This is a genomic window from Roseovarius sp. Pro17, assembly GCF_035599575.1.
GTDB lineage: Bacteria > Pseudomonadota > Alphaproteobacteria > Rhodobacterales > Rhodobacteraceae > Roseovarius.
Map to the genome: position 1 here is coordinate 604962 of NZ_CP141179.1, position 26980 is coordinate 631941.

Consider the following 26980-nt stretch of genomic DNA (forward strand, 5'->3'; position numbering starts at 1 on the left):
GCAGGGGTGGGCATGGACGATCCATTGATCCAGAGTGGCGGGCAGAATCTGGGGTGTCCAGACGCGCCCGGGTGTGGAACCGTAGGGCGCAGAACGGCGTTTTGCTCGGATAATCTTATAGAATTTGAAGGATGAGGTGAATTTATGGTGAACGTGACCGGTGTGGGCAGTTTCATCGTCCTCGTCCTTGACGTTTGGGCGATCGTATCGATTTTCGGCTCGTCCGCATCTACGGGGCGAAAGGTTCTGTGGATTTTGTTAGTGATCCTGCTGCCGATCCTCGGCTTTATTCTCTGGTTGTTTCTTGGCCCGCGCGCCGCCAAGGCGGGCGGATGAGCATGCGGGGCGCCGCTGCGTATGGTCGCAGACGGGTGCCCGTCGGCCTCTGGCCCGCCCTCAAGGGGGTGTGGACGCTGATCGGCGAAAAGAACCTGAACCTCATCGCGTCAGGCATCGGGTTCTTTGGCATTCTCGCTACTTTTCCGGCTATCGCGGCGCTGATCGCGCTCTGGGGATTTGTCGCCGACCCGGCGCTGGTTGAGGCTCAGGTTTCAGAATTCACGTCCCTTCTGCCTATTGAGGTCGCTGAACTGCTGACTGGCCGCGTGGCCGAATTGGTTGCCGCCGACAGCACGACGCTGGGTTGGGCGGGGCTGTTGTCGGTCGGGCTGGCACTGTGGTCTGCGCGGGCCGGCATCGCGGCGCTGATGGTGGGGGTCAACGCAGTCTACGGTGAGCGTAATCGCGGCGGGTTGCGTCATATGTTAGTTGCGTTCGGTCTGACTGGATGCTTGATATTGCTGGCTTTAGCCTGCTTTGCCGCGCTGGTCATCGCCCCAATTGTGCTGGCCTTCCTGCCGCTTGGTCCCTTTGCGACATTCATAGCCGAAATGCTACGCTGGGCCGTTGCCGTATCGACAGTGATGCTGGCGCTGGGGCTGCTGTATCGCTACGGGCCCAACCGAAAGGGTATCGCACGCGCGGGATGGATATCACCGGGCGCGATCACCGCCACCATCCTCTGGGCGCTGGCCACTTGGGCATTTACGATCTATCTGCAAAATTTCGGCAACTATAACAAGATCTACGGCTCGCTGGGCGCGGTGATTGTGCTGCTGCTGTGGCTCTATATCAGCGCTTTCGTTTGCCTTCTGGGCGCAGCCCTCAACGCTGAGCTGGAGCTGCAACAGCGCAAGGATACGACGCGCGGCCCGGCCAAGCCAATGGGTCAGCGCGGCGCGTTCGTGGCAGATAACATGAGCAGGGATTTCAAGCGCGAGTGACCGGCATCGCTACCGGACACTTGTTTGTTAGCGTCGACCGCGCACCGCTTGTGCCGCGTTTAGGCCGATGATGAACGCTTCGGCCAGCGGCGACATTGTGCCGGGCGCGGGCGGGGACGCGGGATCGCGCAGCAACGCGGCCTCTGCATCGGATTCGTGACGTTCTTTTGACGCTGCGGCGATGCCGAGCAGGATCAGACCGATCCCGAGGAAAATCCCCGAGATGACTAGGGCCGCGAACAGCGTCGAATATGCCTCGGCCAAAAGAATCCAGCCTGCTGATGTCAGGAACGCAATCCCGACTAGTAGGAAAACGGCACCCACGGCACGCATCAGCGCGCGCTTTATAGCGCGCGCTGAGCGGTGTTTGACGGCTGAAATCAGGCCTATCATGCGGATCAGCGCCGGGTTGTGGTCAGGATGCCCACTACAAACCCCAGCGCAGCAGCCATCCCAAGTGACAGTGCCGGCTTTTCCTGCACGAAATCATGCGCCTGTGCGTTCAGGGCGTTGGCCTGTGTCTGCGCGCTGGAAATAGCGTTGGCACCGCGTGCGCGGGCCTCTTCCAGACGCTTGTGCGCGGCGTCGGTCAAATTGTCCTTTTGCGCCTTGGCCATCGCGCCGAGCGTATCGGTGATGGTTGAAATATCCTGACGAAGTGTCGCGATCTGGGCGTTCAGGTCGTCGCTGTCGGGTGATTTGCTCTGAGCCATGGAAGTTTCCTTTATTTTCTAACACTATTCTAAGCAGTAACGCATTCACCTGCATGGCAGTTCCCGACCGCGCCGAATGTTTGCACAGCGGAACCGAGCCGGAGGTCGCCGCGTTTCAGAATTGATATCGGCACAGATCGGTGTCTGCAACATACCGCATTGTAACCTCAAAGGAGATAGCCATGCTATATTGGGCAATTGTATTCTTTATTGTCGCCGTTGTCTCCGCAATCTTTGGGTTCGGCGGCATTGCCTCGGCATCGGCGGGGATCGCTCAGATTTTGTTCTTCGTCTTTTTCGTGCTGTTTGCCATCGCGCTGATCGTGCGCGTCGTGCGCAAGTAGAGATCGTAGACTTTGGTAATTTGAAATGCGAAACGCCGCCCTCAACCAAGTGAAAGCGGCGTTCTGATGATCCAGAGGGTTAACCCTCAGACATTGAGGACTAGGCGTTTTTCAGCGTCTCGGTCGACGAAAAGAACATCGCTTGACCGACAGCCGAACGAACCTGATCTTCTGTGTAGGGCTTGGCGATGACAAAGGCCGGTTCAGGCTTGTCGCCGGTCAACAGGCGTTCGGGGAAGGCGGTGATAAAGATCACGGGAATTTCGCCGATCTGCTGAAGCAGTGCGTTCACCGCGTCGATCCCGGACGAGTTATCGGCCAGTTGGATATCAGCCAGAATGAGGTCCGGCGTCTTCTTCAACCCCAGATCGATCGCTGCATCGGCGGTGCGGCCGATGCCGGTGACATTGTGGCCGATGGATGTGACGATGCTGTGCAGATCCATGGCGATGATCGCCTCATCCTCAATCACCAGCACATCGCCCGCCATGCCGTTTTCGATTTCCATGCGGGCGGCGGCAATCAAACCTTCGGCGTCCGATGCGCTGATGTCCATGATCTGACCGATTTCCTGCGGCGAGAACTCCTCGATGGAATTCAGCAGCAGGGCCTGACGCGTATCGGGGGTCAACTGCCGCATACGGTCCTGCGCAGATGCTTCCAAGTTACGCTTGGCAGACGCGTCACCGGGGTCGGACTCAGGCGCGCCAGCGCTCTGCCAAACGAGACGAAACGCCCGGAATAGCGCAACGCGAGGTGAGGTGTCTTTGGAATAGGCCTCGCGATCCTCCAGGATCGCCTCAAGCGTGGCGGCAGCAAAGGCGTCGCCGCTGGACTGACTGCCTGTCAATGCACGGGCATACCGTCTGAGATAGGGAAGGTGGTGTGCGATCTGCTGCGAAAAATGCAGACTTGAATCAGGATTACCCATCGTTGCTCCGTGTTTATTCTGATACTTTGACTGAACGTGGCGAAATTTTTGAACCACGCGATAGGGAACTAACATGCGACAGGTGCGTTCAGTTCCGACACATGTGCAAAAAGACGAACCGAAAGCGGTAAATATGGATTGGCAGACGTGAAGATGGGGCGCAAGAGCGAAGAAACTAAAGATGGCGAAAGAACGCCGGCAAAAGCCTTAAAGCGGGACCAGATCGACGCCAATCTAAAGCGCGTCTATGATGAAATGCTGGAGGACGACGTGCCCGATCGCTTTGAGCAATTGTTGCGACAGCTGCGAGAGCAGGACGATAAATGAGCTCTGGTAAATCCGATGGTGATGCCGCGCAGATTGATCCGCGCGATGAAATCATTCTGCATCTCAAACCCATGCGCGCCTTTGCTCTGTCGCTGACGCGTGATGTAGCGCGGGCGGATGATCTGGTGCAGGACACCGTCGTCAAGGCGTGGACCAATATCGACAAGTTTACCGTCGGCACGAACATGCGCGCGTGGCTGTTCACGATCCTGCGCAACACATTTTATTCCGAGCGTCGCAAGGCCAAGCGCGAAGTTGCGGATGTCGATGGCGCCATGACCGAGCGTATGGCCGAAAAGCCCGCTCATGACGGTCGCCTTGCCTTGGCCGATTTTCGCCGCGCGTTTGAGCAGCTTCCGGCGGAGCAGCGCGAGGCGCTGATCCTCGTTGGCGCGCAGGGTTTTGCCTACGAAGAGGCCGCGCGCATGTGCAACTGTGCCGTCGGCACAGTTAAAAGCCGCGCCAATCGCGGGCGCAAGCGTCTGGCCGAGATGCTGGATATGAAAGAGGATGAGGCGATGGAACTGACCGATCAGGCCACCGTCGCCGTAATCAGCCGCAATCCGGGGATGTAGTCCCGTGCAGGATGTCAGGCCCGACAAAGCAGTTGTTCCCGACGACGGCTGGCAGTCCCTGCACCGCCGCAACGCGTTGTTGCCGCGCACCGCGCTGATGCTGACGCTGGCCCTTTTGCCGCTGGGGATCATTGCAGTTGCCCAGACCCAAAACGCCATTATCAGCGCGCGCGACACCTACCGCGCCAGCCTTAGCGCGCAGACGGCGCGCCTCGTCGCGCCCGAACGCGAGGCGATACAGAGCGCGCATGGTATTACTCAAGGCTTGGCAGACGCGCTAGCCGTGCTGGGCCCCAACGACACGGTATGTTCCGATCTGATGCGTCATACGTCCGCGCGCAGCGGATCGATTGTCTTTCTCGGATTTATCGACGTGAACCGAAAGTCGGATTGTAACAATTTTGCAAGCTCCTACGATTTCAAGAATATAAAATCCCTCGATCAGGCTATGACACGCGGCTCTCTGACGGTCAGCTACAATCCTCTGGGCGGCGCCAGCGGGTTGCCCGTGGTCATCGTCCAACAACCGGTTTTTACGACGCAGGGGGTTTTCAAGGGCGTTGTAAACCTGTCGATGCTGTCTGCAAGTATGGTCGCCGAACGCGCTACAGACCCCATGGCTCACAACGCCGTCATCGTGACCTTCAACGAAGAAGGTGAGGTGCTGACCGCCGATGGCGGACCGGGCGACTACCTCAAGTTCATGCCCGCAGAAACGAAGCTGACCGATCTGATCGGGCAAGGCAGTCAACTGTTTACTGAGGACAGCCGCGGCGGCAAGGCGCGCGATTTTGCAGTCGTGCCCATCCTCGAAGGCAAAGCCTATGCGTTGGGCAGTTGGCAACCGGTGCGCCCGCTGGTGCGTGATCGCGCGTTCTCGACCTTCACCCTGCTTTTTCCGCTACTGATGTGGCTCATCAGTCTGGTCGTCGCTCTGTTGGCGATCCGTCTACAGGTGATCCGCCCCATCCGTGTTCTGGGCCGCCAGATGCGCGATTTCGCCGAGGGTCGCCGCACGCTCCGTAGCGAGGCGCTGGATAACGCCCCTACCGAACTGCGCGAAATCGGCGAGACGTTCAACATAATGGCGCAGAAGGTCATCCGCGACGAGGCCGATCTGGAAAACACGGTGCACGAACGCGACGTGCTGATCAAGGAAGTGCACCACCGGGTCAAGAATAACCTTCAGCTGATGTCGTCGATCCTGAACATGCAGGCCCGCAACGCGCCCAATACCGACACGCGCAACGCCCTGCGCAAAGTGCAGGACCGCCTGACCAGCCTCTCAGCCGTGCATCGCGGTCTGTACGAAACACCACAGGTTAGCCAGGTGCGCGTCGATACGCTGCTGGGTGATATGCTGCGCCAGCTTGCCACGCTGGGCGAAGGGGACAGCGTGCCCCTCGACGTGGATTTCCAGTTGGAGGGCGTCACGTTAGTCCCTGATCAGGCCGGTCCCCTGGCGATGCTGGCTGCCGAAGGGTTCACCAACGCACTGAAATACGGTGCCGCTGGCGCGGATGGGCGCCGTCTTATCCGCGTCCGCCTGCGCCCAGATCCCTCGGGTCCGGATATGGTCATGTTCGAGATCGCCAACACTGTCATTAGCGACGGCGTGCGCGCCGAAACCGAGCAGGGCCTCGGCCTCAAGCTGATACAGGCGTTCTGCGCGCAACTCGACTGCCGCATGAAAAGCTGCGAAGAAGAGGCAGGCTGGTATGAGATGCAAATCTGTTTCAAAAAGCAGGAATTCGCGCCCGAGCAGCATACGCCACGTGTCTGACGCAATATTGCGTCCAACGTTGTATGAGGGCGCGCCGTGACCCTGATGTCACTTCCCGTCCAAGCAGCCCTTTGGGGCCTTGTCGCCGGAGGTGCGCTGCTGGTTGGCGCCTCCATCGGGTATTTCCTGCGGTTGCCTGCGATCCTCGCGTCGTCGGTCATGGCCTTTGGCATTGGCGTGCTTATCTCGGCGCTCGCGTTCGATCTGATGGACGAGTCGTTTGTGATGGGTGGCATTTGGGCCGCGACGGCGGGGTTCGCCATTGGAGGCACGCTTTATGCGCTGGCGGGCGCCGCGCTGGCGCGGGCGGGCGCGCGGGGGCGCAAGCTGTCGGGTGCCGCGTCCGGAGCCAGCCGGGGCGCTGCGGCCTCGCTGGCTATCGCCGTCGGCTCGCTGCTGGACGGCATACCCGAAAGCGCGGCGATCGGCATATCGCTGTTGGACGGCGAGGGGGTGGCACTGGTGACAGTACTGGCGATTGTCGTCTCAAACATTCCCGAAGGTCTCTCTAGTACGATCGGCATGAAAAAGGCGGGCAAATCCGCCACCTATGTTTTCAGCATCTGGATCGCCATCACGCTGGCCTGTTCGCTGTCGGCCTGGCTGGGCTATTTGGTGATCGGTCAGATGGGGCCGGTGATCATTGCCGCAGCGATTGCCTGCGCGGCGGGGGCGATTTTCGTCATGCTGATAGACACGATGATTCCCGAAGCTTTCGACGAGATCCACGCGCTATCCGGGCCAATCGCTGCTGTCGGTTTCCTGTTGGCCTTTGCTGCCAGCCGCTTGCTGTAGCGCCACATGGAAAAAGGGGCGACCGACTGGCCGCCCCTGAAACTCACTAACAAACAAACCGAAAACTCATGACGCCTATTTCTTGGCGTCGGTGTGGTGCGCGCCGATGAACCAAGCGTCCTTGCTGACGCCCCGGCTGACGGCTGTGTAGAGGTCGGCCGTCTCTTCGTCGCCCGCATCACCGGTTTCCTTGATGCCCTCGTGCACCAGCGACACGAACTGCACCATCCGTTTTTTCAACTCGTCGATATGCGTGTCCTGATGCACAGCATCGCGTGGATATGCATCCAGCTTGCCGTTCTTTTCGACGCCATCCAACGTGCCATCGGCAATGCCGCCGAGGATCACGCAGCGCTCGGCAATCGTATCGACATGTTCATCCATCCGGGCGCGAACCTCGTCCAGAAGTTCGTGAATACCGATAAAGCTGGGGCCTTTGATGTTCCAATGCGCCTGCTTGAGCGCAAGCTGCAACTGGATGCCCGTCGCGAGGGCAATGTTCAGGTGGCTGATCGACGCTTCGCGCGCGTTGTCGCTGAGGTAGTCTGTGAACTTCTCGGGCATGCCGTGGTCCTTTCTGCATATTCCTTCGGCGCAGAAGCCTGAAAGGCCGCCGCGCCTGTATAAGAGTAATACGCGGCGGGACGGCATCGGGTTCCAAACAATGGAGACCGATTAGCGCCCGATCATGATCATGCGGAATCGCAACTGATCCAAGATCACGGCGAGGATCAGAAGTGCGCCCAGTAACACCATCTGTATGTAGGAGCTGACCTGCGCCAAATTCATGCAGTTCTGAACGAGGATGATGAAGAAAACGCCCAGCACCACATTTTCGACGCGCCCCAGACCGCCACGCAGGCTGACCCCCGCGATCACACAGGCGGTGATAGATTTCAGCGCGGTGGTGGCGTCTAGGTTGGCCTCACCCGAGTCCACGCGCGGGGGGAGTGGGAGGTCGGTAAGCGCCATACTGAGGGCCAGTTTGGTCAATGTTCTGGTGGGTCTATCGTTTCACTCGGCGGATTTTGTGGGCGGGCATTGTGCCCGCCTCATTCTATCTGCGTAGTCGCGCTTCCTTCTTAGCTGAGGGCGCTGCGGATCTTCTCCAGCCGCGCATTGCGCTCGTGCCGGGCATCCAGCGCGCTTGCCATATCCACCTGACGGAACTTGACCGGCGTATTAGGCTGTAGCTGCCCGATCAGGTCCATGTCGGCGGAAATGATCGCGCCGATGGTGAAATACCCGCCGCCTGACACCGCATCGCGGTGCAGCACGATGGGTTCCGATCCGCCGGGGATCTGGATCGAGCCGTAGGAATAGCACCCGTCGACGATGTTGGACGGGTCCGATCCTGCGCCAAACGGCTGCTCGCGCTCTACGAATTCCATCGGATTGCCGCCGCGAAAGCGGTATCCCATTCGGTCAGCCTCGGGCGCGACCTTCCACTCATCCGCAAAGAACTGCTTTTGCGAGGCGTCCGTCAGACGGTGCCAATAGAGGCCGGGCAGAACGCGCAACTCGACCGGCTTGGGCAACTCGGCAAGCAGAGATTGGTCCAGCGTGCGCTCCTTGGCCTTGGCTGTTGCCTTGCCCACAGGGACGGTATCCCCCGCTGCCAATGCGCGGCCCTCAAAGCCGCCCAAAGCGCCGATGGGATAGGTCGAGCGGCTGCCTAAGGCCGGGGGCGTGTCGATGCCGCCAGCAATGGCAATATAGATGCGCGCGCCGGTTTTCAGATAGCCAAATTTCAGCGTCTGACCTGCCTTGACGGGGAACGAAGACCAGCTGCTGCGCTCGTCGCCGTCGACGTAGACCGGCATTTTGGCCCCGGCCACGGCAACGAGTGCATCCTCATTGAACGTCAGTTCCGGCCCCATAAACACCGCCTCCAGCCCGGCGGCATCCTCAGGATTGCCGACCAGCATGTTGGCAATGCGCATTGCCGCGCGGTCCATCGCGCCGCCTTCGGGGATACCGAGGTGGAAATAGCCGGGCCGTCCCAGGTCCTGTATGGTGGTCAAAAGGCCGGGTTTGACAACTTCAAACGTCATTGAGAGCCTCCATCAGCTTGGCATTGGTGCCGTCCATGTCGGTGTTGAAATCTTCCAGATCAAAGGTCACCTCGGCGATGCGCGGTGTATAGGTGCCATCCTCGACGCCCTTGAGAATGCGGTCGTATTCCTCGCGGTCTATCGGTTTCCATTTGACGATGTCGCCGGGTTTAAAGAAGACCATGAAGTCCTTGAGGTAGCTCACCTTTTGGTCTGCATCAAAGATCGTCATCGGCGTGATGCCAAACATCTGATATCCACCCGCGCCGCGCACGGAATAGACGCAGGAAAAGCACCCGCCATAGCCGACCGTCTGTTTCGGCGTGTCGGTGCGTGGCTTGAGGTATTTGGGTACCTCGATCTGCTTGTCGCGCTCGACCAACTGGTAGAGGAACGGCAGGCCCGACACGAACCCAACCATCGACACGAACCAAGGCGCGCTGTGATGCGCCTCGATGAATGCCTCGACACTGTCGTAGCCGTTGATGCGCGCGGCATAGTCCAGATCGGTTCCGCTAGGGTCCTGGTGGCGCTCGCGAAAGCGCATGACACATTCGTGCGTCCACGGATCCTGGTAGAAAACCGGCACCTCGACGATGCGCGTTTCCAGCCGCTTTTCGGCGTTGATCGCCTTTTTCTCAAGTTCCTTGAGCTTGGCCATCATGTCCTCGGGGGCGATGACATCCGGGTCGTAGCGCACCTGAAACGATGCGTTGGCCGGGCAGATTTCGCGCACGCCGTCGATATTGGCCTCGCGCGCCGCATTGCTCATGGCGAGGGATTTAAAGAACGCGTCCAGCGACATTTCCTCGTCCATTTCGACAAAGATATGCTCGTCGCCGCCGTATGAATACCGTGTCTTCACGATGCTCCTCCTGTCTGTTCGGTGAGGTTGCCCGCATCCAGCCACGGCTCAAGCCATTGGGTATGAATGCGGCCCGCGCGCAGGTCGGCGGATTGCGCCAACGCCTTGTGCAGCGGGATGGTGGTTTTGAGGCCTTCGATTTCAATGGCATCCAGCGCGCCTGCCATCTTGTCTATCGCTGCCTCGCGGGTATCTGCATGCACAATCAGCTTGCCGATGAGCGAGTCGTAAAACGGCGGGATCTGGTAGCCCTCGTAGAGGAAGTGATCGATGCGGATGCCGTCGGATTCCGGCAGGTTCAACGCAGCAACTTTGCCGGGGAAGGGCATGAATTTCTTCAGTGGATCTTCGGCGTTTAGCCGCACCTCAATGGCATGGCCGGTCAGCGTGATCTGATCCTGCGTGACGGGCAGCGCCTCGCCCCCCGCCACACGCAGCATCAGGGCAACCAGATCGAGGCCGGTAATCATCTCGGTCACGGGATGTTCGACCTGAATGCGCGTGTTCATCTCGATGAAGTAGAACGCGTCGGCCTTGGCGTCATAAAGGTACTCGACCGTTCCAGCGCCACGATATTCGACCGCCTCGGCCAGATCGACTGCGGCATTGCACATCGACGCGCGCGTCGCTTCGGGCAGGCCAAAGGCCGGTGCCTCTTCCCATACCTTTTGGCGGCGGCGTTGGAGCGAGCATTCACGCTCAAAACAATGCACGGCGTTTGTGCCGTCGCCCATGATCTGCACTTCGATATGGCGGGGCTGGATGATGACTTTTTCGATGTAGATGCCGCCATCGCCAAACGCGGCCTCGGCCTCCTGCCGGGCTTGGGGCGCAAATTTGGCCAGTTCCTCGGGCGTCTCGGCGATGCGGATGCCGCGCCCGCCGCCGCCTGCGCTGGCCTTGATCATCACTGGGTAGCCGATGCGTTTGGCTATTTCCGCTGCCTCGTCCATGTCGTCGACGCGCCCGTCCGATCCGGGGACTACCGGCACGCCCGCCGAATGGGCGGCGCGGCGGGCGGATACCTTGTCGCCCATGCTTTGGATCGTGTCGGCGGACGGTCCGACAAAGATCATGCCGGCCTCCGTGACTGCGCGCGCGAAACGCGGGCTTTCAGCGAGGAAGCCGTAGCCGGGATGCACCGCGTCCGCGCCCGATTCCTTGGCCGCCTGAACGACGCCATCCACGTCCAGATATGATTTCGCGGCCTGCGGTGGGCCGATGCACACCGCCTCATCCGCCAGGCGTACGGCCAGCATGTCTGCATCCGCCTCGGAATGGGCCTGAATGGTGTGAATGCCAAGGGACTGGGCCGCGCGCACGATGCGCACGGCGATTTCGCCCCGGTTCGCGATGAATAAGCGCTGAATGCTCATGTTATTTCAGGGTCGCCAGAACGTCGCCCGCTGACACGGCTGCCTCGTTCTCGGCCACATATCCGGCGAAGGTGCCATCGGCCTCGGCCTCGACGTCGATAAAGGATTTCATCACCTCTACCAGCCCGATCGTGTCGCCCTTGGCCACAGCGTCGCCTTCGGATTTGAAGGGCGCATCCTCGGGCGAGGGTTTTTGATAAAAGGTGCCGGGAAGGGGGGATTGAATATCTGCCATGTCATGTCTCCTTGGGTAATTTCAGGCGTTGGCATCATGTGCCAGCACGTCGCGGGCGGGGGCGATGGTGATGCCGTTTTCGGTCAGCGCCTTGCGGATCGCCTTGAGGATATCGACCGCACCGGGCGTGTCGGAATGAACGCAGATCGATTCAAACGCGATGTCGATATCCTTGCCGTTGATCGTCTCGACGCGACCCTCGCGGCAGGCGCGCAGGCACTTCTGCGCGATGGCGTCGGGGTCCGCCGCCGCGCCCTTACGGGTGAACACGATAATGCCGTCGTCGCCATAGTCGCGGTCAGAATAGAACTCGCGCACCACCGGATGGGAATGGCGTTTCGCGACGTCGTAGGTCACGGCCGCGCCCATGCAAAACAGGATCAGATCGGGCGCGGTAGCCTGCAACGTCTCGACCAGATGGCGCGACAGATCTTCGTTTGCCGCGGCCTCCATGTAGAGTGCGCCGTGCGGCTTGACGTGTTGCAAGGGTACATCGTGGCGGCGTCCGAACTCGCGCAGCGCGCCGATCTGGTAGAGGATGTCATTGACCAGTTCATCATCTGCCGCGTCGATGCGGCGCCGCCCAAAGCCTTGCAGATCGTTGTAAGCCGGATGCGCGCCAAGAGCGACGCCATGCGATTTGGCCAGCGCGGCGACGCGGTTCATCGAATTGGGATCGCCCGCATGAAATCCGGTGGCGACATTGGCCGAACTGATAAGCTGTATCAGCGCCTCGTCGGGGGCGTCGCCATAGCTCCAATGGCCATAGCCCTCGCCCATGTCGCAATTTAGGTCCACAATCTTGCGCATAGCATCACCCCCATGAACTATTCGGCCAAATGGTGCGCCGCGACCGTGTGTTTGTAAACTTCAAAATTTTGTAGCAATGTTATCGGATAATCCGATATCTCAAATCTGCGAGGCATGGCATGAATTTACGGCAGCTGAAGTACTTCGTGGCCACTGCAGAAACAGCGCAGGTCAGCCGTGCGGCCTCTGCTCTGTCGATCTCGCAATCATCGGTTACGACGGCGATCCGCGATCTGGAACAGTCGCTGAATGCGACGCTGTTCCTGCGCACGCGGCAGGGAATGGAGTTGACCGATGCGGGGCGCGAACTGCTGGCATCGGCCTATGATATCCTTAGTAAGATCGATGAGGCGCAGAACCTGCGTCATCGCGATACCGATGCGTCGGGCACGATCCGCGTGGCTGCCAGCTATACCGTGATCGGCTATTTCCTGCCCTACCATCTGGATCGTTTGCGCCGCCAGCACCCTAATCTGGATATTGAGTTGCACGAGCTGAATCGCGACAGCATCGAAGAGGGGCTGCTGTCGAACCGCTTTGACGTGGCGGTTTTGCTGACCTCGAACATCACCAATCCGGGGCTGGAGAGCGAGACATTGCTACGCTCGCCCCGGCGCGTCTGGGTGGCCAGCGGGCATCCGTTTACGCGACGACGGCAGATTGGCTTTGATGAGATCGCGAGCGAGGATTATATCCTGCTGACCGTCGACGAGGCGGCCAACACGGCCATGAAATACTGGAGCGCGCAGAGCGTCCAACCCCGCGTGCGACTGCGCACCACGTCGATTGAGGCGGTCCGCTCAATGGTGGCGAACGGGCAGGGGATCACAATCCTGTCCGACATGGTGTACCGGCCTTGGTCGTTGGAGGGCAAGCGCATCGCGACGGTGATGCCCGCCATGCCGGTGCCGACGATGGATATCGGGCTGGCATGGCGGCGCGGCGCGACGTTCACGCCGCAGATGGATCTGATCCACGCCTATTTCCGACAAGCCTTTAATTCGCCCTACGCGCCCTGAGGTCGCTCAGAGGGTCAGGCGTTGGCCTGCGATAGCCAGATCACCGCTCATGGCTTTAGCTTGGATAGGTCCACATCCAGCACGATGGGCAGGTGGTCCGATGCGCGCGCCGCCAGCGCAGAGCCGTGGACATGCGCGTTCACCTCCTCGTCCACGCCTTGCAGGACAAAGCGGTCCAGCGGTGCGCTGGGCCGTGACGCGTGAAAGCTGTTGCCGGGCAGGATCATCCGGCAGTCGTCGCCTAGTGCCGCAGCGATACCGGGATCGTGCCGCCATGCGTTGAAATCACCGGCGATCAGGACCGGGTGATCGGCTTTGATCAGATGGTGCCGCAGCGCTTTGAGCTGGCCCGCCCGGATGCTGCGGGCAAGGGCCAGATGCACCCCGATCACTTCGAGTCGGGGTGTGCCAAAAAGGGCCGAGACCGCGCCGCGCGGCTCCAGCGAGGGCAGTTCGATGCGCGACGATCCCTCTAGCGACAAGGTCCGTTCGCGATAAAGGATCGCATTGCCGTGCCAGCCGTGGCTAAGCGGACGGGTCGATAGATCGACCAGCCGGTATCCCAGCCGCTCCAGCAGCTCCTGCACCGGCAGCACACCGGCGCGCTGGCCGATCCGCTTGTCGGATTCCTGCAACAGGACGACATCGGCGTCGATTTCCTCAAGCACGCGCAGGATGCGGTCGCCGCTGCGCTTCCAGTCGAGGCCCACGGCCTTGCGGATATTGTAGCTGGCAATGCGCATCACGATACCTGTCGTGTCATAGCAGCCACTCGACCGGCAGCCAGCCGATGACCGTCAACGCAACGCTTTTCAGTGTGCTCGATCCCGGCTCACTCCGCGTCTCAGAGTCGGCGGCCGTGTTGCGCCAGACCAGATCGCCATCCTCAAGAGTGACCTCCCACGCCAGCCCATCCAGCTGGCGATCAAACGCTTCATGCATCTGTGTCGCCATCGCCTCGCTGTCGATCAGCAAACCCATTTCCGTATTGAGTGTGGTCGAGCGCGGGTCAAAATTGAACGAGCCGATAAAGATGCGCTCGCCGTCCACCGCAAACGTCTTGGCATGAAGGCTGGCCCCGGACGAGCCGAACGGCCCCATCTTGTCCTTGGGCGTTTCAATGGCGCCCTGCTGCTGGAGTTCGAACAGGCGCGTACCACCCTTCAGCAGGTCGCGGCGGCGTTTGGCATATCCAGCATGGACGGGCAGCACATCAGTCGCCTCAAGCGAGTTGGTCAGCATTCGCGTCTGGATACCGCGATCCTCCAGCGTCGCAAAGGCATTGACGCCCGCCTTGCCCGGTACGAAATAGGGCGAAATGCCGTCAAAGCGCGTCTCGATCTTGCCAACCGCCTGCATCAGTCGCGACGCTAGCAGATCCTCGCGTGGGACCGCGCCCAATCCCTTTTTCGGGTCGTCGCTGACCAGAATAGCATCCGTCCATTCGATCTCTGCCGTGCCGTCCTGCAATGCCGGGATCAGGTGCGAGGCGGTCATGATGTCGCGGTATTCGGTCAGTTGCGGATCGCCCTCAAATTGCATCACGCGCGCCCCGATGGGATCGCCGCCCGGCACGGCGCCGACAATAGGCCCGGCGGGATACACGGCCTTGGCAGCCCAGTAGCGGTCGAAATCGGCGGCCACTTCGGGCACAACATGACCGACCGCCAGCACGTCCAGATCAACATAAAGTGCGGTGGGGCCGGTGTCGAAATATTCGTCCCCGACATTGCGCCCGCCCAGAATGGTGGCCGCACCGTCGACGGTGAACGACTTGTTATGCATCCGTCGGTTCAGCCGGAAGAAGTCGAAACCGTAAGAGAGCATCTTGAACCGGCGCAGGTTAAAGGGATTATACAGCCGCACCTCGGCGTTCTCATGTGCGTTCAGCGCGGCCAGTGGACCGTCGAGGCCAGAGGTGCCGTGGTCGTCCAGCAAAAGGCGCACGCGCACGCCTCGATCTGCCGCGCGCTTTAGCGCGTCCAGCAGCAGCGAGCCGGTCATGTCATCGTGCCAGATGTAGTATTGCGCGTCGATGGACGACACCGCCGTGCCCGCGAGGATCATCCGCGCAGCAAAAGCATCGGCCCCACTGCCCAGTGCCAGCACGCCGGTTGTGCCGGGATGATCGCGCCCTTGGCTGAGGACCGCTTTGCTCAGCGGGGTGTCCTCGGGCGGGGGCAGGGCGGTGCTGTCGGTGCGACCCTCGATCGGGGGCGAGGCAAAGATGGCGCGCGCGGCGATGATCGCCAGCGCCGCGATGCAGATCAGCGCCGCCAGTATCTTGAGTGCCGTCATCATCGCGTCGTTCCCTTTGGCTTATGCGCGTTACAGTCTGCTTGCGCGCGCATGTGCATGTCTAAATCTATGACCCCGCCCGCCACCTGCAAGCGGCGATGCAGTGTTTCAAGACGTTTCGCCCTCGGCTGTCAATGCTAGGCGCGCCCCATCGCTGCCCGGCCAGTTTGTTGGCTGATCCAGCCGCGCGACGACGAAGGCGGTCGTGTCTGCGCCCAAGGCCGTCAGCCCGGTCCGCGCGAAAACTGGCATAGGCCGCGTTCTGTGTCGACGGCGCCGCTGTCAGCCAAAGGCGCACCGCTTATAGTAGATCCTCGGCCATGTCGGGCGCGGGGCACATGCGGTCTGCGCTGCGATGCGCGCCTCAGCGGCGGTGGGCGGTGATCGTCTCGCCCGTTGACGTCTGCAACATCAACGCGCCGGTCTCGTCGATGTGGTAGCTGACCACTTCGGGCAACATCGCCAGCAGCCGGCCTTCCTGTTCCATCAGGGCGGGCGGGCACATCATCATAGTTGTGCCGGCTGGTTCAACGCTCAGCCCGCCGTCCTCGCCTGCCTCAAAGCTGCCCATCAGACGGTTGCAGCTGGCGTTTCCGGCCAGCTGGCCATCCGGCATGAACAGCAGGCTGGCAGGCGATCGGTCGATCACGCCGCGCCCGCCGATATACTCGATCAGCCATTCGCGGCCCATCAACTGGGGTGCCTCATCCTGCGCCATCAGATAGTCGGCGACTGCGCGGTAGGCGGGCAGGGACGTGGGATCATTGGCCGCGTTAGCCGCATGGGGATTGGACGCAAAGCGCACGATCACCATTTCGGCCGTCGGGTCGATCCAGATCGTTTGGCCATGCACACCGCGCGCGGTGAACGCGCCGTGGTCGTCGTGGCTGACCCACCACATGCCCCGATAGCTCCACCCCGGCAGCAGATCATAACCTGCCTTGGCAAAAGCATCGCGGTCGCCGCCCTCGCGGATACGCTCGATCGCGGCGGCGGGGATCACCTGCTCGCCCTGCCATTCGCCGTTTTGCAGCACAAGTTGGCCCAGCCGGGCCATGTCACGCAGGATCGCGTTAAAGCCGCCACCCGCAAAGGGTGTGCCGATGGAATCGACCGTATAGAACGCCTCGCGCGCGGTTCCGATGCGCGACCAGATGCGCGACGACAGATAATCTGCGCCCGAGAGGCCCGTGACGCGGGAAACCAGCCAGCCAGCCGCATCGGCATTGATAGTGCGATAGCCGAATGTCTCGCCATGCGCGCCGTCCTTTTCGACAGTTTGCAGATAGTCGAAATAGCTGCGCGGGCCTTTGTGGCCTGTGGGCTTGGGCAGGGGACTGCCCGCCTCGGCGTATGCCCAGAACTCGGCGTTCGGATCGGATTGATCCTCGGAGTAGTCAAGCGCGGTGGTCATATCCAACACTTGCCGCACAGTTGCATCGCCAAAGCCGCTGTCGTGGAGTTCGGGGATGATGTCACCAGTCAGCGCGTTCTCGTCCAGCTTGCCCTCGGCTACCAGAACCTCGGCCAAAAGGCCCGTGATGCTCTTGGTTACCGACATGGCACCGTGCAGCGTGTCCTCGTCGAGGCATCCGGCGTAGCGTTCATGCACGATGCGCCCCTTGTGCATCACGATGACGCCGTCGGTGTAATTTGCGTCGAACGCCTCATCCCATGTCATCTGCGCGTCGCCGCCCAGCGGGGTAAAGCTGACCGTGTTGATGGCCGGGTCCAGATCGCTGGGCAGATCCTGCGCGGCGGTGTCGCCATTGCGAACGACAGTCGTCGGCATCAGTTCGCGGAAATGGCAGACGGTCCAGCGCAGTTTCGGAAAGGCGAAAAAGTCGGGATCAGTAAAGCGGATCGTCTTGTCCGCCGCCGGGGGAAACCCTTGCATCCAACCCAGTGTTACCGGGTCCGAGTCCTTGGCATCAAGGGGTGCTGTGTCCTCGGCCATTGCGGCATCTCCCATGATCGAAATAGCGGTCAATGCGGCCAGTATCGGGAACTTCATGTCATGTCTCCAGACTGTAAAAACTTGGCGCTGGGCAGGGGCGGCCTGCGTTTGATATTTGTCCTGGCGTTCAGGACTGGCGCGCATGTGGACGCAGAGACGTATCATTGCCTCGGGGCGACGCCTTCACCGGGCGCATCACGGCGCCCTCATGCGACGCCGCGCCGCCGGGGTCAAGGCTGGCGGAAGGATGCCATAACAGAAACCGGTTAAGCCTAGAGGGGGTCATGCCCCGGAAATACGGGCGCACGCCGGTAAGAGATACATCCGCAGACCGTTATCGCATTGAGCAGGGGCCAGACTGTGCCTCAGAACGTCCGGACCAGCCGGGTCTTGAAAGTTGCGCCCCGCAGCCGGGCAGGCCAACTATCGGCTGATCAATCCGCTTGTCCGCGTAGGACAGTTGTAGGCTCATGTTGACCAGATCGTTGCCGATGGCATCATAACTATAGCGCCAGGCCGATGTCTTGCTTTCGACCTCCCGGTCGACATTGCCAAAGAATGGCGTCTGACCGAACGAGCCATATGGCGCGTCGTTCTGCGTTGAATTCGTTTCGGCATGTGATGCGGTGATCGAATACGCGTCATCCTCACCAAAGGTCAGCGTGCCCTTGGTCAGTCATGAGGGGTCGTCCACGCTGCCGCCGGCTGGATTGAACGGGTTGCAGTTACTGTCCTTCATCGGGTCGCTCTTGCGGTAGTGTAGTTCGCCAGAAGCTCCAGCTTTTCGGTTGGCGGCCTTGCGACGATGCTGGAGGTCACGCGCCTCTCGCCACTCAACGACAGTTCTAGCGTTTGGTGCAGTTTCACACCCGGCGCGCCATCGGTGAATTCTGACGCGTTCTGCGGCTCCAGCCGATAGCGCCGCGCAGCACTTGCCCTTTTTGTATAGCTTTGGATCGATGAATAGCTGGTTGCCAATGCGATAAGATTCCTCGCTTCCGCGGGTCCCGCTGTCGATCTGGATCAGCACCTTGTTGTCGGTGCCCAGATTGGCCCATGCGCCCTAGCCACGATGGTCCTGACCGAGGATATGCCGTGTGCATTTTTCTGCCGCACCGGCGTCGCGCTTACGTGGTTGAGAAAAAGGGCGAGAGCGGCTCGCGTCGCAGCCATCAGCTGTTTGATGCCGCAGGCGATGGAGGTCGACGAAGGCTCCCAAGGCCGACCCGTCCAAGCGGGAGATCCTGCGCAAGCAATGGACGCGCATGATCGACATGCATCAGTTCATGCGGCTGACGTTCAAGCGAAAAATGAACCGCCTTGACGCCGACCGCATCGTGGGCGCGCCCACGATGCGCCAGCTTGATCCCGATGCCGTGAACACCGCGCTGAAAGGCGCGACGGCCATGCGGATCAAGGAGAACATGGAGGCCGCGGCAAAAGCGACACAACCAGACCGGTCACCCTTCGAGTCGGTTTCGGCGCCAGTTTGCGGAACTAATTCGGGCGTAGCGTGGTTAGGCAAAACGTCGCCCACGCAAGTGCTGGCTTGCTTTATCATCGGGCAGTGTCCGCGATTTCTGATTTACCGCAGCTGAGGCGTTCCCCATGCTGGGCTTTCCTGAGGGGGTGTGCAATATGCACCGCCTGCGGTTGAATGATTAGGCCTGCCTGCCGTCAGCGCGAGATGTTGCCACGGGCATCAACTGCGTCACGTAGCGAGCCGGGTCTGAAATTTGAGGATTGATATCATGCCATTTCGTTTAGATTTTTCTTTGCCTGATTGCACTATCTGCGCAGGGGCAAAACGGATCGCTTTGATATCGGCTATGGCGTTGCTGCCGCTGGCCGCATCGCCCGCGTTTGCACAAACTCAGGATGCGCCGCCGCCCGGTGTCGTTGCACAAAAGATCGAATCAAAGCCGATCACCGACCCAGCGATCTTTAGTGGCACGGTCGAGGCGATCGACAGCGTCGACATCATGGCCCGCGTGCAGGGGTTTTTGCAAAAGACCGGGTTCGAGGCAGGCCAACGGGTAAATTCGGATGACGTTCTGTTCGAAATCGAATCCGCGCCCTACGACGCCGTGGTTTCCTCGGCCAAGGCAAGGGTCGCGCAGGCTGAGGCGCAGTATAAAAACGCCATGCAGGAATATGAACGCCAGCGTGTTCTGGTCGAAAGGAATGCGACCGCCCAATCCAGATTGGATCAGGTCGAGGCCGAAGCCGCCGTGGCCAAGGCCGATGTCGCTTCGGCTGAGGCGCAACTGGACAGTGCGAAAATCGATCAGGCCTATACAAACGTTCACGCGCCGTTCGCGGGTGAAATCAGCCGCGCTCTTTATTCCAACGGCGCGCTGGTCGGCCCACAATCCGGCCCGCTGGCGCGACTCGTACGGCTTGATCCGCTGCGGGTCGTCTTTTCCATTCCAGATTCGCAGTTGGTCGACATGCGGCTGAAGCAGCAGAACGGCGGCGGGGTCGATGCTGCTGACCTGGATTTCAATGTGCGCCTGCCGGGTGGCACAGAATATGCCGGCAAGGGCCGCATCGAATACATCGCGAGCGAGACGGATTCCGGCACCGGCACCGTGCCCGTGCGGCTGATTTTCGAAAACCCGGACAAGATTTTGATCCCCGGTCAGTTCGTCGATGTGATGATCGCCGAAACCGATCCGCAAGTGCTGCCGGTGGTTCCGCAAACTGCAATTCTTCAGGATAAACAGGGGCGTTATGTCTTTGTGGTCGGTGAGGACAGCACAGTGTCGCAGCGCCGGATTACGGTCGGTCCCAAGGTCGATGGCGGTCGCGCCGTTACCGATGGCCTGCAAGAGGGCGAGAGTGTCGTCACGCAAGGCGTGCAAAAGATCGTCGACGGGGCCAGGGTTCAGGTTGCTGATCCATCGGGTGGCGATGGTGCCGCACAATCGTCGGACCAGAATTGATGTCCGGGTTTTTCATCGACCGGATCCGCTTTGCGATTGTCGTCTCGCTGGTCATCTCCATCGTCGGCGCGCTGGCCCTGACGTTGCTGCCGGTGCAGCAATATCCCGACATCTCACCGCCCACGGTCAACGTCAGTGCGACCTATCCCGGCGCGGACGCCGAGACGATTGCAAACGTGGTCGCAGGGCCAATTGAAACGGCGATCAACGGCGTCGACGACATGCTCTATATGTCGTCGAACAGCTCGAACGCGGGGCTTTATTCACTGTCGATCACCTTTGCCGTCGGCACGGATACCGACATCGCGCAGGTCAATGTGCAGAATGCGGTGCAACGCGCCACGGCCCAGTTGCCGTCGGCGGTGACGCAGCAGGGCGTGACGGTCGGCAGCAGCTCGCCCGACTTTATTCTGGCTGTGGCGCTGGTGTCGCCCGACGACAGCCTTGATCGGCTTGAGATCGCCAATTACGCGACCACCCGCGTGGTTGATCCCATCGTGCGGATCGACGGGGTGGGCGATGCATCTGTTACGGGGGCCGCCGAATATTCCATGCGGATATGGCTGGACGGCGACCGGATGAGGGCGCTCGAAATTTCCCCGCAGGACGTGATGGCGGCAATCCGTTCGCAGAACACGCAGGCCTCGCTGGGCACAGTTGCCGGAGCGCCCTCGCCCGAGGGTGTGGAGGATCAATATACCATCGTCGCCGAAGGCCGCATGACCGACGAGTCGCAGTTCGAGGACATCATCGTGCGGCGCGGCGACGACGGCGCGTTGACGCGCCTTTCAGACATCGCGCGGGTCGAACTGGGCTCGCAAAGTTATGCCGCCTCGGCGCAGGTCGGCGGACAGGACGCCGCGATGATCCAGATCAACCAGTCGCCGGGCGCCAACGCATTGGCGACGCGCGAGGCGGTGATCGAAGAGCTGGATGAACTGGCCAAGGCCTTTCCCGCCGGGCTGGAGTATCAGATCATCTACGACGCCACCCTCTTTGTCAGTTCCAGCGTCGATCTGATCCTTGATATTCTGCTTGAGGCGTTCGTGATCGTCATGGCCATCGTGTTCCTGTTCCTCGGGGATTGGCGCGCAACTGTCGTGGCGGGCGTTGCGATCCCGGTGTCGCTGCTGGGCGCGATGGCTGCCCTTTTGCTGATGGGGTATTCGCTGAACACCATATCGCTCTTGGCGCTGGTTTTGGCCATCGGGCTGGTGGTGGACGACGCCATTCTGGTGGTCGAAAACGTCCAGCACGTCATGGAGGAAGACGAAGACATCAGCCTCAAAGACGCTGCACGCAAGGCGATGAAGCAGATCACGGGGCCGATTGTGTCGACCACCTTCGTGCTGCTTGCCGTGGTGACACCGACGGCGTTCCTTCCGGGTATCAATGGCCAACTTTATCGCCAATTCGCCGTCACGGTTGGATCGTCGCTGACCATCTCGGCGTTCGTCGCTGTGACGCTCAGCCCGGCCTTGGCCGCGGCGCTGATGAAGAGGCCCAAAAAGGGCGACAGCAAAAAGGGCATCATGGGGCGGATCGGCGCGGGCATCGACTGGGTGCGCGACCACTACGGCAGCTTTATCGGCGGTATGCTGAAGGTCTGGTACATCCCTCTCGCCGGTCTGGCAGCCTGTTTCGCGGTCGCGGGGTGGCTGTTCATGACGCTGCCCTCGACCTTCCTGCCGGATGAGGATCAGGGCGCGCTCTTCGTCAACATCCAGTTGCCTGATGCCGCCTCGCTGACGCGCACCGAAGAGATCGTCAGTCAGGTCACAAACACCGTGGCCGACACCCCCGGCGTGAACAAGGCGATTTCGGTCGCAGGGTTCAGCATCCTGCAAGGCACCGTGTCGCCCAATGGCGGCATGGTCATCGCATCGCTGAAACCGTGGGATGAGCGCACCGACGACGACCAGCAATTGCAGGCGATGATCGGTAAGCTCAATCAACAGTTCGCCGCGATCCCCGGCGCCGTGATCGGCGTTTTCGCGCCCCCGTCCATTCCGGGGATCGGCGCTGTCGGCGGCCTTGATCTGAGGCTTCAGGCGCTGGCCGGACAATCGCCCGAAGAGCTGGCCGAAGTGCTGCAATCCTTTATCACCAAGGCCAATCAGTCCCCCGCGATTGGCGGGCTGCGCACAACCTTTAGTGCGTCAGTTCCTCTGGTGCGGGTTGAGGTCGACCGCACCAGGGCCGAGCGTCTGGGCCTCAGTGTCGCCGACATCTACGACGTGATCGGGGCCAATTTCGGGTCAAGCTACGTCAATGATTTCATCAAGGGTGGCCGTGTCTTTCAGGTCAATATCCAGGCGGACGCCGATTTTCGCGCCACCGCCGACGACATCCTGAGGCTGGAGGCGCGCAATAAGGACGGCCAGATGGTCCCGCTAAGCACGGTCGTCACCGTCACCGACGATCTGGGCCCCTACATCCTGCAACGCTATAACCTTTATACGGCGGCGCAGATCAACGGGCAGCCCGCTGAGGGCGGCTCGTCCGGGGCGGCGATGGGCGCGGTGTCGCAGGTCGCGGCGGACGTGCTGCCGGATGGGTATGACTTTGCTTGGGCGGGTCTGTCGTTCCAGCAGACCCAGAGCAGCGGCAGCGAGATCGTCATCTTTGGCATGGCGCTGCTGTTCGCATATCTGTTCCTCGTCGCACTCTACGAGAGTTGGATGTTGCCGGTGTCGATCATCCTGTCGCTGGGGGCCGCGGCCTTTGGCGCCATGGTGGCTCTCTGGGCTGTCGGGATGCCGACCAGCCTTTATGTGCAGATCGCGCTGGTGCTGCTGATCGGACTTGCGGCCAAGAACGCGATCCTGATCGTCGAGTTCGCCAAGGACCGCTCGGACGAGGGGCAGACGCCGATTGAGGCCGCGCGCAACGGCGCCGAAGCGCGATTCCGCGCCGTGTTGATGACGTCGCTGGCGTTCATCTTTGGCCTTTTGCCGCTGGCCAAATCGTCGGGCGCAGGCGCGGGCGCGCAGAACGCCGTCGGCGTGACCGTCATCGGCGGGATGCTGGGCGTTACGCTGATCGGTCTCTTTGTGATCCCGGCGCTATATTATGCGATCCAGTCGATGCGCGAATGGTTTCATGGCACGAACCGCAAAGGTGGTGGCGATGACGCGGATGGCAAAGATACCGTACGCGACGAAGGCAAGCCGCAGGGGACATAGAGGCGACACCGTTCTGGCACCCCCGCCGGTAGGGGCGGCGCACGAGTTAGAAATCAGTCTGACGAGTGCGCAGTAATTCTATGCGGACTCTACGCATTTCGGCCAAAATAGCATGTTGACATGCGAAATCAGTAGATCATACTCCGTAGATTACGAAATCCGGTGAGTTCTGCAGATTGAGGCGCCGATGTTCGAAGTCCTTTTGATCCCTGCCTGCGCATGGCGGACCCGATGTGCGTGCTGAGAATGGCGACCCATCGACGCGCGCCGCCGGTTCTGGGCGCGGCCGAATGACCGTGCAGTCCGACAACGTGATTGAGTGCCGCTCGATCTGGAAGATTTTCGGCGATCGCTCGGCAGAGGCCATGGAGGCCATTCAGAAAGACGGCCTTGGCAAGGACGAGGTGCTGGATAGGTTTGGTTGCGTCGTGGGCGTGCGGGACGCGTCTTTTTCGGTGACCAAAGGCGAGATATTTTGCATCATGGGCCTCTCGGGCTCTGGTAAATCCACCCTGATCCGCCACATCAACCGCCTGATTGAGCCAACCTCGGGCGAGGTGCGCATTGAAGGCGTCGATATCAACGGCCTGAACGCGGCAGCGCTGCGCGAATTGCGCGCATCACGCATCGGCATGGTGTTTCAGAACATGGCGCTGATGCCGCACCGCACCGTGCGTGAAAATGTCGCTTTTCCGCTGGAGGTGCGCGGTGTTGACCGCGCGCAGCGTCACGCCGTGGCAGACCGCGCCATCAATGACGTCGAACTGGCCGGCTGGGAGGACCGCTATCCCGACGAGCTATCGGGCGGCATGCAGCAGCGCGTGGGGCTGGCGCGGGCAATTTCCGCTGACCCGCATATCCTGCTGATGGACGAGCCGTTCTCGGCGCTGGATCCGCTGATCCGCCGCCAGCTTCAGACAGAGTTCATGCGGCTGGCGGCTGATCTGCGCAAGACGACGCTGTTCATCACCCACGATCTGGACGAGGCAATCCGCATCGGCGACCGCATTGCCGTGATGAAGGACGGTGAGTTGATTCAGATCGGCACGCCCGAGCAGATCGTGACCGAACCGGCAGATGATTACGTCGCCGATTTCGTCGCGGGCATATCCAAGCTGCATCTGGTTACGGCAGCAAGGATCATGGAGCCGCTGGCGAAATGGGAAGCGCGCGAAGGTGCTCACAAGGGCATCGGCGCGCTGAAGGCGCGCACGGATGACACACTTAACCGCCTTGCCGAGCTGTCGATCGAAACGGACGAGCCGCTGGCGATCGAAGCCGACGGGCAGATCGTGGGGATCGTCACTAAGAAGGCGCTGATCCGCGGCATTCAAGGACGATCATTGGAAGAGGCGGAGGGCTGAGGCATGGCAGAAGACACGGCGTTCAATCCGCTTTCCCCATTCACTGACATAGACCTCGGGATCGCCGACTGGGCCGATGGTATCAAGGATTGGGCGGCCGACAATCGCGGCACGATCCAGCCAGTCAAGCGGGCGCTCAACGATGTTATCGTCGGTGTCGACAATCTGTTTCAGGCCATTCCGCCAATCTTGATGATCGCAATCATCGCCCTCCTGGCGTGGCAGATGGCCGGGCGGCGGGTCGGACTGATTGTCGCCGTGGCGCTGGTGGCTCTGGGGCTGCTGGACCCGAGGGCCTGGCCGTTGGCCATGACCACATTGGCCATCGTACTTAGCTCGGTTTTCGTCTGCATGATCATCGGGCTGCCGTTGGGTATACTGGCGGCGAAATCGGATCGCCTTGAGACTGTTCTGCGTCCCGTGCTGGACACGATGCAGACCATTCCCGCCTTTGTTTATCTGGTGCCGGTCGTGATGTTGGTGGGGATCGGCAACGTGTCGGGTATCATCGTGACGGTGGTGTTTGCGCTGCCGCCGCTCATCAGGCTCACTGCGCTGGGCATCCGGCAGGTCGACCGCAGCGTGGTCGAGGCGGCGCGCGCCTTTGGTGCCAGCCCCCGGCAGATTATGATGAAGGTCGAGCTGCCTCTGGCGCTACCGACGATCATGGCGGGCGTTAACCAGACGATCATGCTGGCCCTGTCGATGGTGGTGATCGCGTCGATGATCGCGGTCAAGGGCCTCGGCAACGAAGTGCTGCGCGCTATGGGGCGGCTGGACGCGGGCAAGGCCATCGTTGGCGGCCTCGGCATCGTGATCCTTGCTATCGTGCTGGACCGCATCTCGCAGGGTGTCGCGCAGACGGGGCGCGAGCGGGGTCATCGCCATTGGTGGGAGGCGGGGCCTGTGGGCCTCGTCATTCGCGCCACGCGTGGGCGTAAAATCGATACGACAGGCTCCGCCCGCAAATCGGCCCGCGTGCGCGAGACTACTGAGGAGTCCGGGCCGGACAAAAAACCAAAGGGAGTTAAAGTATGACAAAGCATTTTGGCCTCTCGGCCACCTTCCTCTCGGCTGCTTTGCTGGTGGCCGGTGGGGCAATGGCGAACGACACGCCGGGCGAGGGCGTAACCATACGTCCGATCGAAGGCACGCTGCTGGAGGAGCGGTTCCAGAACCAGATCATCTATCGCGCGCTGCAAGATCTGGGATACACCATCGGCGATCCGCAATCGGTGGAATACCAGACGATCCACCTTGCCATCGGCTCGGGTGATGGCGATTTCACGACCGTTCACTACGATCCGCTGCACAAGGCATTCTTTGAGGAATCCGGCGGCGAAGAGGCCATGCGCCGGGTTGGTCATCTGATCACGGGCGCAGTTCAGGGCTATCTGGTCGACAAGGCGTCATATGATGCTGGCGTGACCAATATCGGCGATCTGAAAGATCCCGAAGTGGCCAAGCGGTTCGACGCCAATGGCGACGGCACCGCCGATCTGGCCGGCTGCCCACCGGGCTGGGGCTGTGAACGTGTGATCGAGCATCAACTGGACGCGTACGAACTGCGCGACACTGTCACGCATAATCAAGGTGCTTACAGCGCCATCATCGGCGAGACGATCGCGCGCGAACAGGCGGGCGAGTCGGTCATCTACTACACTTGGACCCCCTATTGGGTGTCGGGCGTTCTGGTGCCGGGCGAAAATGTCGAATGGCTGGAAGTGCCTGAAACCTCGCTGCCCGACGGGCAAACCGGCAATACCGAATTCGAGGGTCGCAATCTGGGCTGGGCGGTGAACGAGTTGCGCATCGTTGCCAGCACCGCGTTTCTCGATGCCAATCCGGCTGCGGAAAAGCTGTTTGAACTGGCCGAAATCCCGATCAACGACGTGTCGGCCCAAAACAGCCGGATGCAGGACGGAGAAGATTCAATCGAGGATATCGACAGCGACGTCGACGATTGGATCGCCGAGAACCAAGAGGCCTACGACGGCTGGATAGCCGAGGCACGCAAAGCGGCTGAGTGATCCGACTGCGCGATGAAATCGGCCCGGAGCGTCGTGCGCTTCGGGCATTTCCACTGATGAAACAGGCTAACGTCGCCTCGTGACGGCGAGG

The 26980-nt window shown here is 60.9% G+C and carries 29 protein-coding genes; 14 read left to right on the forward strand and 15 right to left on the reverse strand.

Features of this window, described 5'->3' with window-relative positions; all coding sequences use genetic code 11:
- The first annotated feature begins 144 nt into the window (after positions 1-144).
- Positions 145-336, forward strand: a complete 192-nt coding sequence (locus tag U3654_RS02965) for a PLDc N-terminal domain-containing protein (RefSeq protein WP_324753873.1) — start codon at positions 145-147, stop codon at positions 334-336.
- Complete coding sequence (locus U3654_RS02970) at positions 333-1283, forward strand: YihY/virulence factor BrkB family protein (RefSeq protein WP_324753874.1); 951 nt, start codon at positions 333-335, stop codon at positions 1281-1283. Before U3654_RS02965 ends, U3654_RS02970 begins: the two co-directional genes overlap by 4 nt.
- A 27-nt stretch (positions 1284-1310) precedes the next feature.
- Here U3654_RS02970 and U3654_RS02975 read toward each other — a convergent pair whose 3' ends face one another.
- Complete coding sequence (locus tag U3654_RS02975) at positions 1311-1676, reverse strand: phage holin family protein (RefSeq protein WP_416384546.1); 366 nt, start codon at positions 1674-1676, stop codon at positions 1311-1313.
- 5 nt (positions 1677-1681) lie between these two features.
- The gene (locus tag U3654_RS02980) at positions 1682-1996 is read right to left on the reverse strand and encodes a hypothetical protein (protein ID WP_324753876.1); all 315 of its coding nucleotides are present in this window, start codon (positions 1994-1996) and stop codon (positions 1682-1684) included.
- 182 nt (positions 1997-2178) lie between these two features.
- Here U3654_RS02980 and U3654_RS02985 point away from each other — a divergent pair, with 182 nt between their 5' ends.
- Positions 2179-2340, forward strand: a complete 162-nt coding sequence (locus U3654_RS02985; RefSeq protein WP_324753877.1) for a DUF1328 domain-containing protein — start codon at positions 2179-2181, stop codon at positions 2338-2340.
- A gap of 100 nt (positions 2341-2440) precedes the next feature.
- Here U3654_RS02985 and U3654_RS02990 read toward each other — a convergent pair whose 3' ends face one another.
- Positions 2441-3271 carry a response regulator gene (locus U3654_RS02990; RefSeq protein ID WP_324753878.1) on the reverse strand — a complete coding sequence of 277 codons (831 nt, stop codon included), beginning with the start codon at positions 3269-3271 and terminating at the stop codon, positions 2441-2443.
- A gap of 153 nt (positions 3272-3424) precedes the next feature.
- Between U3654_RS02990 and U3654_RS02995 the strand changes: the two genes are divergently transcribed.
- Genes U3654_RS02995 through U3654_RS03010 form a run of 4 tightly spaced genes read left to right on the forward strand, consistent with a single transcriptional unit; the run spans position 3425 to position 6751 of the window.
- The gene (locus U3654_RS02995; protein WP_324755212.1) at positions 3425-3598 is read left to right on the forward strand and encodes a NepR family anti-sigma factor; all 174 of its coding nucleotides are present in this window, start codon (positions 3425-3427) and stop codon (positions 3596-3598) included.
- Entirely contained in the window at positions 3595-4173 is a 579-nt protein-coding gene (locus U3654_RS03000) for an RNA polymerase sigma factor (protein WP_324753879.1), read from the forward strand. The genes U3654_RS02995 and U3654_RS03000 overlap by 4 nt, the downstream gene beginning before the upstream one ends.
- 4 nt (positions 4174-4177) lie before the next feature.
- Entirely contained in the window at positions 4178-5956 is a 1779-nt protein-coding gene (locus U3654_RS03005; protein ID WP_324753880.1) for a histidine kinase dimerization/phosphoacceptor domain -containing protein, read from the forward strand.
- 45 nt (positions 5957-6001) lie between these two features.
- Positions 6002-6751 carry a hypothetical protein gene (locus U3654_RS03010; protein ID WP_324753881.1) on the forward strand — a complete coding sequence of 250 codons (750 nt, stop codon included), beginning with the start codon at positions 6002-6004 and terminating at the stop codon, positions 6749-6751.
- Positions 6752-6826: 75 nt separating this feature from the next.
- On the opposite strand, the gene dps is transcribed toward U3654_RS03010, so the two are convergent.
- From dps to U3654_RS03045, 7 genes are all read right to left on the reverse strand, one after another.
- Positions 6827-7315 carry a DNA starvation/stationary phase protection protein Dps gene (gene dps, locus U3654_RS03015; RefSeq protein WP_324753882.1) on the reverse strand — a complete coding sequence of 163 codons (489 nt, stop codon included), beginning with the start codon at positions 7313-7315 and terminating at the stop codon, positions 6827-6829.
- Between the two features lie 111 nt (positions 7316-7426).
- A complete protein-coding gene (locus tag U3654_RS03020) occupies positions 7427-7723 on the reverse strand; it encodes a hypothetical protein (RefSeq protein ID WP_324753883.1) in 297 nt (98 codons plus the stop codon).
- Positions 7724-7833: 110 nt separating this feature from the next.
- Positions 7834-8805 carry a biotin-dependent carboxyltransferase family protein gene (locus U3654_RS03025; protein ID WP_324753884.1) on the reverse strand — a complete coding sequence of 324 codons (972 nt, stop codon included), beginning with the start codon at positions 8803-8805 and terminating at the stop codon, positions 7834-7836.
- The gene (locus U3654_RS03030) at positions 8795-9670 is read right to left on the reverse strand and encodes an allophanate hydrolase subunit 1 (RefSeq protein ID WP_324753885.1); all 876 of its coding nucleotides are present in this window, start codon (positions 9668-9670) and stop codon (positions 8795-8797) included. The genes U3654_RS03025 and U3654_RS03030 overlap by 11 nt, the downstream gene beginning before the upstream one ends.
- Positions 9667-11046 (reverse strand): acetyl-CoA carboxylase biotin carboxylase subunit, encoded by a 1380-nt coding sequence (locus tag U3654_RS03035; RefSeq protein WP_324753886.1) that lies wholly within the window; start codon positions 11044-11046, stop codon positions 9667-9669. Before U3654_RS03035 ends, U3654_RS03030 begins: the two co-directional genes overlap by 4 nt.
- Before the next feature lies 1 nt (position 11047).
- Positions 11048-11281, reverse strand: a complete 234-nt coding sequence (locus tag U3654_RS03040; protein WP_324753887.1) for an acetyl-CoA carboxylase — start codon at positions 11279-11281, stop codon at positions 11048-11050.
- A 21-nt stretch (positions 11282-11302) separates the two neighbouring features.
- Positions 11303-12091: a 5-oxoprolinase subunit PxpA gene (locus U3654_RS03045; protein ID WP_324753888.1), complete on the reverse strand. Its 789-nt coding sequence runs from the start codon at positions 12089-12091 to the stop codon at positions 11303-11305.
- Between the two features lie 119 nt (positions 12092-12210).
- Here U3654_RS03045 and U3654_RS03050 point away from each other — a divergent pair, with 119 nt between their 5' ends.
- Positions 12211-13110, forward strand: coding sequence for a LysR family transcriptional regulator (locus U3654_RS03050; protein WP_324753889.1), 900 nt, complete (start codon positions 12211-12213; stop codon positions 13108-13110).
- A gap of 47 nt (positions 13111-13157) precedes the next feature.
- Here the strand turns inward: U3654_RS03050 and U3654_RS03055 are convergent, their stop codons facing one another.
- The 5 genes from U3654_RS03055 to U3654_RS03075 form a co-directional block, all read right to left on the reverse strand.
- The gene (locus tag U3654_RS03055; RefSeq protein WP_324755213.1) at positions 13158-13853 is read right to left on the reverse strand and encodes an endonuclease/exonuclease/phosphatase family protein; all 696 of its coding nucleotides are present in this window, start codon (positions 13851-13853) and stop codon (positions 13158-13160) included.
- Positions 13854-13869: 16 nt separating this feature from the next.
- Positions 13870-15411 (reverse strand): phospholipase D family protein, encoded by a 1542-nt coding sequence (locus U3654_RS03060; RefSeq protein WP_324753890.1) that lies wholly within the window; start codon positions 15409-15411, stop codon positions 13870-13872.
- Between the two features lie 105 nt (positions 15412-15516).
- Positions 15517-15660, reverse strand: coding sequence for a hypothetical protein (locus U3654_RS03065; RefSeq protein WP_324753891.1), 144 nt, complete (start codon positions 15658-15660; stop codon positions 15517-15519).
- 112 nt (positions 15661-15772) lie between these two features.
- Positions 15773-17422: a serine hydrolase gene (locus U3654_RS03070; protein WP_324753892.1), complete on the reverse strand. Its 1650-nt coding sequence runs from the start codon at positions 17420-17422 to the stop codon at positions 15773-15775.
- 678 nt (positions 17423-18100) lie between these two features.
- Entirely contained in the window at positions 18101-18343 is a 243-nt protein-coding gene (locus U3654_RS03075; protein WP_324753893.1) for a hypothetical protein, read from the reverse strand.
- Between the two features lie 287 nt (positions 18344-18630).
- Here U3654_RS03075 and U3654_RS03080 point away from each other — a divergent pair, with 287 nt between their 5' ends.
- The 6 genes from U3654_RS03080 (at position 18631) to proX (ending at position 26889) form a co-directional block, all read left to right on the forward strand.
- The gene (locus U3654_RS03080; protein ID WP_324753894.1) at positions 18631-18963 is read left to right on the forward strand and encodes a hypothetical protein; all 333 of its coding nucleotides are present in this window, start codon (positions 18631-18633) and stop codon (positions 18961-18963) included.
- Positions 18964-19116: 153 nt separating this feature from the next.
- Entirely contained in the window at positions 19117-20310 is a 1194-nt protein-coding gene (locus U3654_RS03085) for an efflux RND transporter periplasmic adaptor subunit (protein WP_324753895.1), read from the forward strand.
- Positions 20310-23495: an efflux RND transporter permease subunit gene (locus tag U3654_RS03090; RefSeq protein WP_324753896.1), complete on the forward strand. Its 3186-nt coding sequence runs from the start codon at positions 20310-20312 to the stop codon at positions 23493-23495. The genes U3654_RS03085 and U3654_RS03090 overlap by 1 nt, the downstream gene beginning before the upstream one ends.
- 290 nt (positions 23496-23785) lie before the next feature.
- On the forward strand, positions 23786-24859 hold the full coding sequence (locus tag U3654_RS03095; RefSeq protein ID WP_324753897.1) for a glycine betaine/L-proline ABC transporter ATP-binding protein: 1074 nt from the start codon (positions 23786-23788) through the stop codon (positions 24857-24859).
- A 3-nt stretch (positions 24860-24862) separates the two neighbouring features.
- Positions 24863-25897, forward strand: a complete 1035-nt coding sequence (locus tag U3654_RS03100) for a proline/glycine betaine ABC transporter permease (protein ID WP_324753898.1) — start codon at positions 24863-24865, stop codon at positions 25895-25897.
- Positions 25894-26889 carry a glycine betaine/L-proline ABC transporter substrate-binding protein ProX gene (gene proX, locus U3654_RS03105; protein WP_324753899.1) on the forward strand — a complete coding sequence of 332 codons (996 nt, stop codon included), beginning with the start codon at positions 25894-25896 and terminating at the stop codon, positions 26887-26889. The genes U3654_RS03100 and proX overlap by 4 nt, the downstream gene beginning before the upstream one ends.
- Positions 26890-26980 lie beyond the last annotated feature (91 nt).

Bases quoted from the DNA above. Each gene is read 5' to 3' on its own strand.
- U3654_RS03010 (WP_324753881.1), top strand. From the start codon at position 6,002: ATGTCACTTCCCGTCCAAGCAGCCCTTTGGGGCCTTGTCGCCGGAGGT.
- proX (WP_324753899.1), top strand. From the start codon at position 25,894: ATGACAAAGCATTTTGGCCTCTCGGCCACCTTCCTCTCGGCTGCTTTG.
- U3654_RS02975 (WP_416384546.1), bottom strand. From the start codon at position 1,676: ATGATAGGCCTGATTTCAGCCGTCAAACACCGCTCAGCGCGCGCTATA.
- U3654_RS03020 (WP_324753883.1), bottom strand. From the start codon at position 7,723: ATGGCGCTTACCGACCTCCCACTCCCCCCGCGCGTGGACTCGGGTGAG.
- U3654_RS02995 (WP_324755212.1), top strand. From the start codon at position 3,425: ATGGGGCGCAAGAGCGAAGAAACTAAAGATGGCGAAAGAACGCCGGCA.
- U3654_RS02985 (WP_324753877.1), top strand. From the start codon at position 2,179: ATGCTATATTGGGCAATTGTATTCTTTATTGTCGCCGTTGTCTCCGCA.
- U3654_RS03035 (WP_324753886.1), bottom strand. From the start codon at position 11,046: ATGAGCATTCAGCGCTTATTCATCGCGAACCGGGGCGAAATCGCCGTG.
- U3654_RS03060 (WP_324753890.1), bottom strand. From the start codon at position 15,411: ATGATGACGGCACTCAAGATACTGGCGGCGCTGATCTGCATCGCGGCG.
- U3654_RS03065 (WP_324753891.1), bottom strand. From the start codon at position 15,660: ATGCCAGTTTTCGCGCGGACCGGGCTGACGGCCTTGGGCGCAGACACG.
- dps (WP_324753882.1), bottom strand. From the start codon at position 7,315: ATGCCCGAGAAGTTCACAGACTACCTCAGCGACAACGCGCGCGAAGCG.
- U3654_RS03025 (WP_324753884.1), bottom strand. From the start codon at position 8,805: ATGACGTTTGAAGTTGTCAAACCCGGCCTTTTGACCACCATACAGGAC.
- U3654_RS03045 (WP_324753888.1), bottom strand. From the start codon at position 12,091: ATGCGCAAGATTGTGGACCTAAATTGCGACATGGGCGAGGGCTATGGC.
- U3654_RS02965 (WP_324753873.1), top strand. From the start codon at position 145: ATGGTGAACGTGACCGGTGTGGGCAGTTTCATCGTCCTCGTCCTTGAC.
- U3654_RS03040 (WP_324753887.1), bottom strand. From the start codon at position 11,281: ATGGCAGATATTCAATCCCCCCTTCCCGGCACCTTTTATCAAAAACCC.
- U3654_RS03085 (WP_324753895.1), top strand. From the start codon at position 19,117: ATGCCATTTCGTTTAGATTTTTCTTTGCCTGATTGCACTATCTGCGCA.
- U3654_RS03070 (WP_324753892.1), bottom strand. From the start codon at position 17,422: ATGAAGTTCCCGATACTGGCCGCATTGACCGCTATTTCGATCATGGGA.
- U3654_RS02980 (WP_324753876.1), bottom strand. From the start codon at position 1,996: ATGGCTCAGAGCAAATCACCCGACAGCGACGACCTGAACGCCCAGATC.
- U3654_RS03100 (WP_324753898.1), top strand. From the start codon at position 24,863: ATGGCAGAAGACACGGCGTTCAATCCGCTTTCCCCATTCACTGACATA.
- U3654_RS03095 (WP_324753897.1), top strand. From the start codon at position 23,786: ATGACCGTGCAGTCCGACAACGTGATTGAGTGCCGCTCGATCTGGAAG.
- U3654_RS03055 (WP_324755213.1), bottom strand. From the start codon at position 13,853: ATGCGCATTGCCAGCTACAATATCCGCAAGGCCGTGGGCCTCGACTGG.
- U3654_RS02990 (WP_324753878.1), bottom strand. From the start codon at position 3,271: ATGGGTAATCCTGATTCAAGTCTGCATTTTTCGCAGCAGATCGCACAC.
- U3654_RS03050 (WP_324753889.1), top strand. From the start codon at position 12,211: ATGAATTTACGGCAGCTGAAGTACTTCGTGGCCACTGCAGAAACAGCG.
- U3654_RS02970 (WP_324753874.1), top strand. From the start codon at position 333: ATGAGCATGCGGGGCGCCGCTGCGTATGGTCGCAGACGGGTGCCCGTC.
- U3654_RS03090 (WP_324753896.1), top strand. From the start codon at position 20,310: ATGTCCGGGTTTTTCATCGACCGGATCCGCTTTGCGATTGTCGTCTCG.
- U3654_RS03000 (WP_324753879.1), top strand. From the start codon at position 3,595: ATGAGCTCTGGTAAATCCGATGGTGATGCCGCGCAGATTGATCCGCGC.
- U3654_RS03080 (WP_324753894.1), top strand. From the start codon at position 18,631: ATGATCGACATGCATCAGTTCATGCGGCTGACGTTCAAGCGAAAAATG.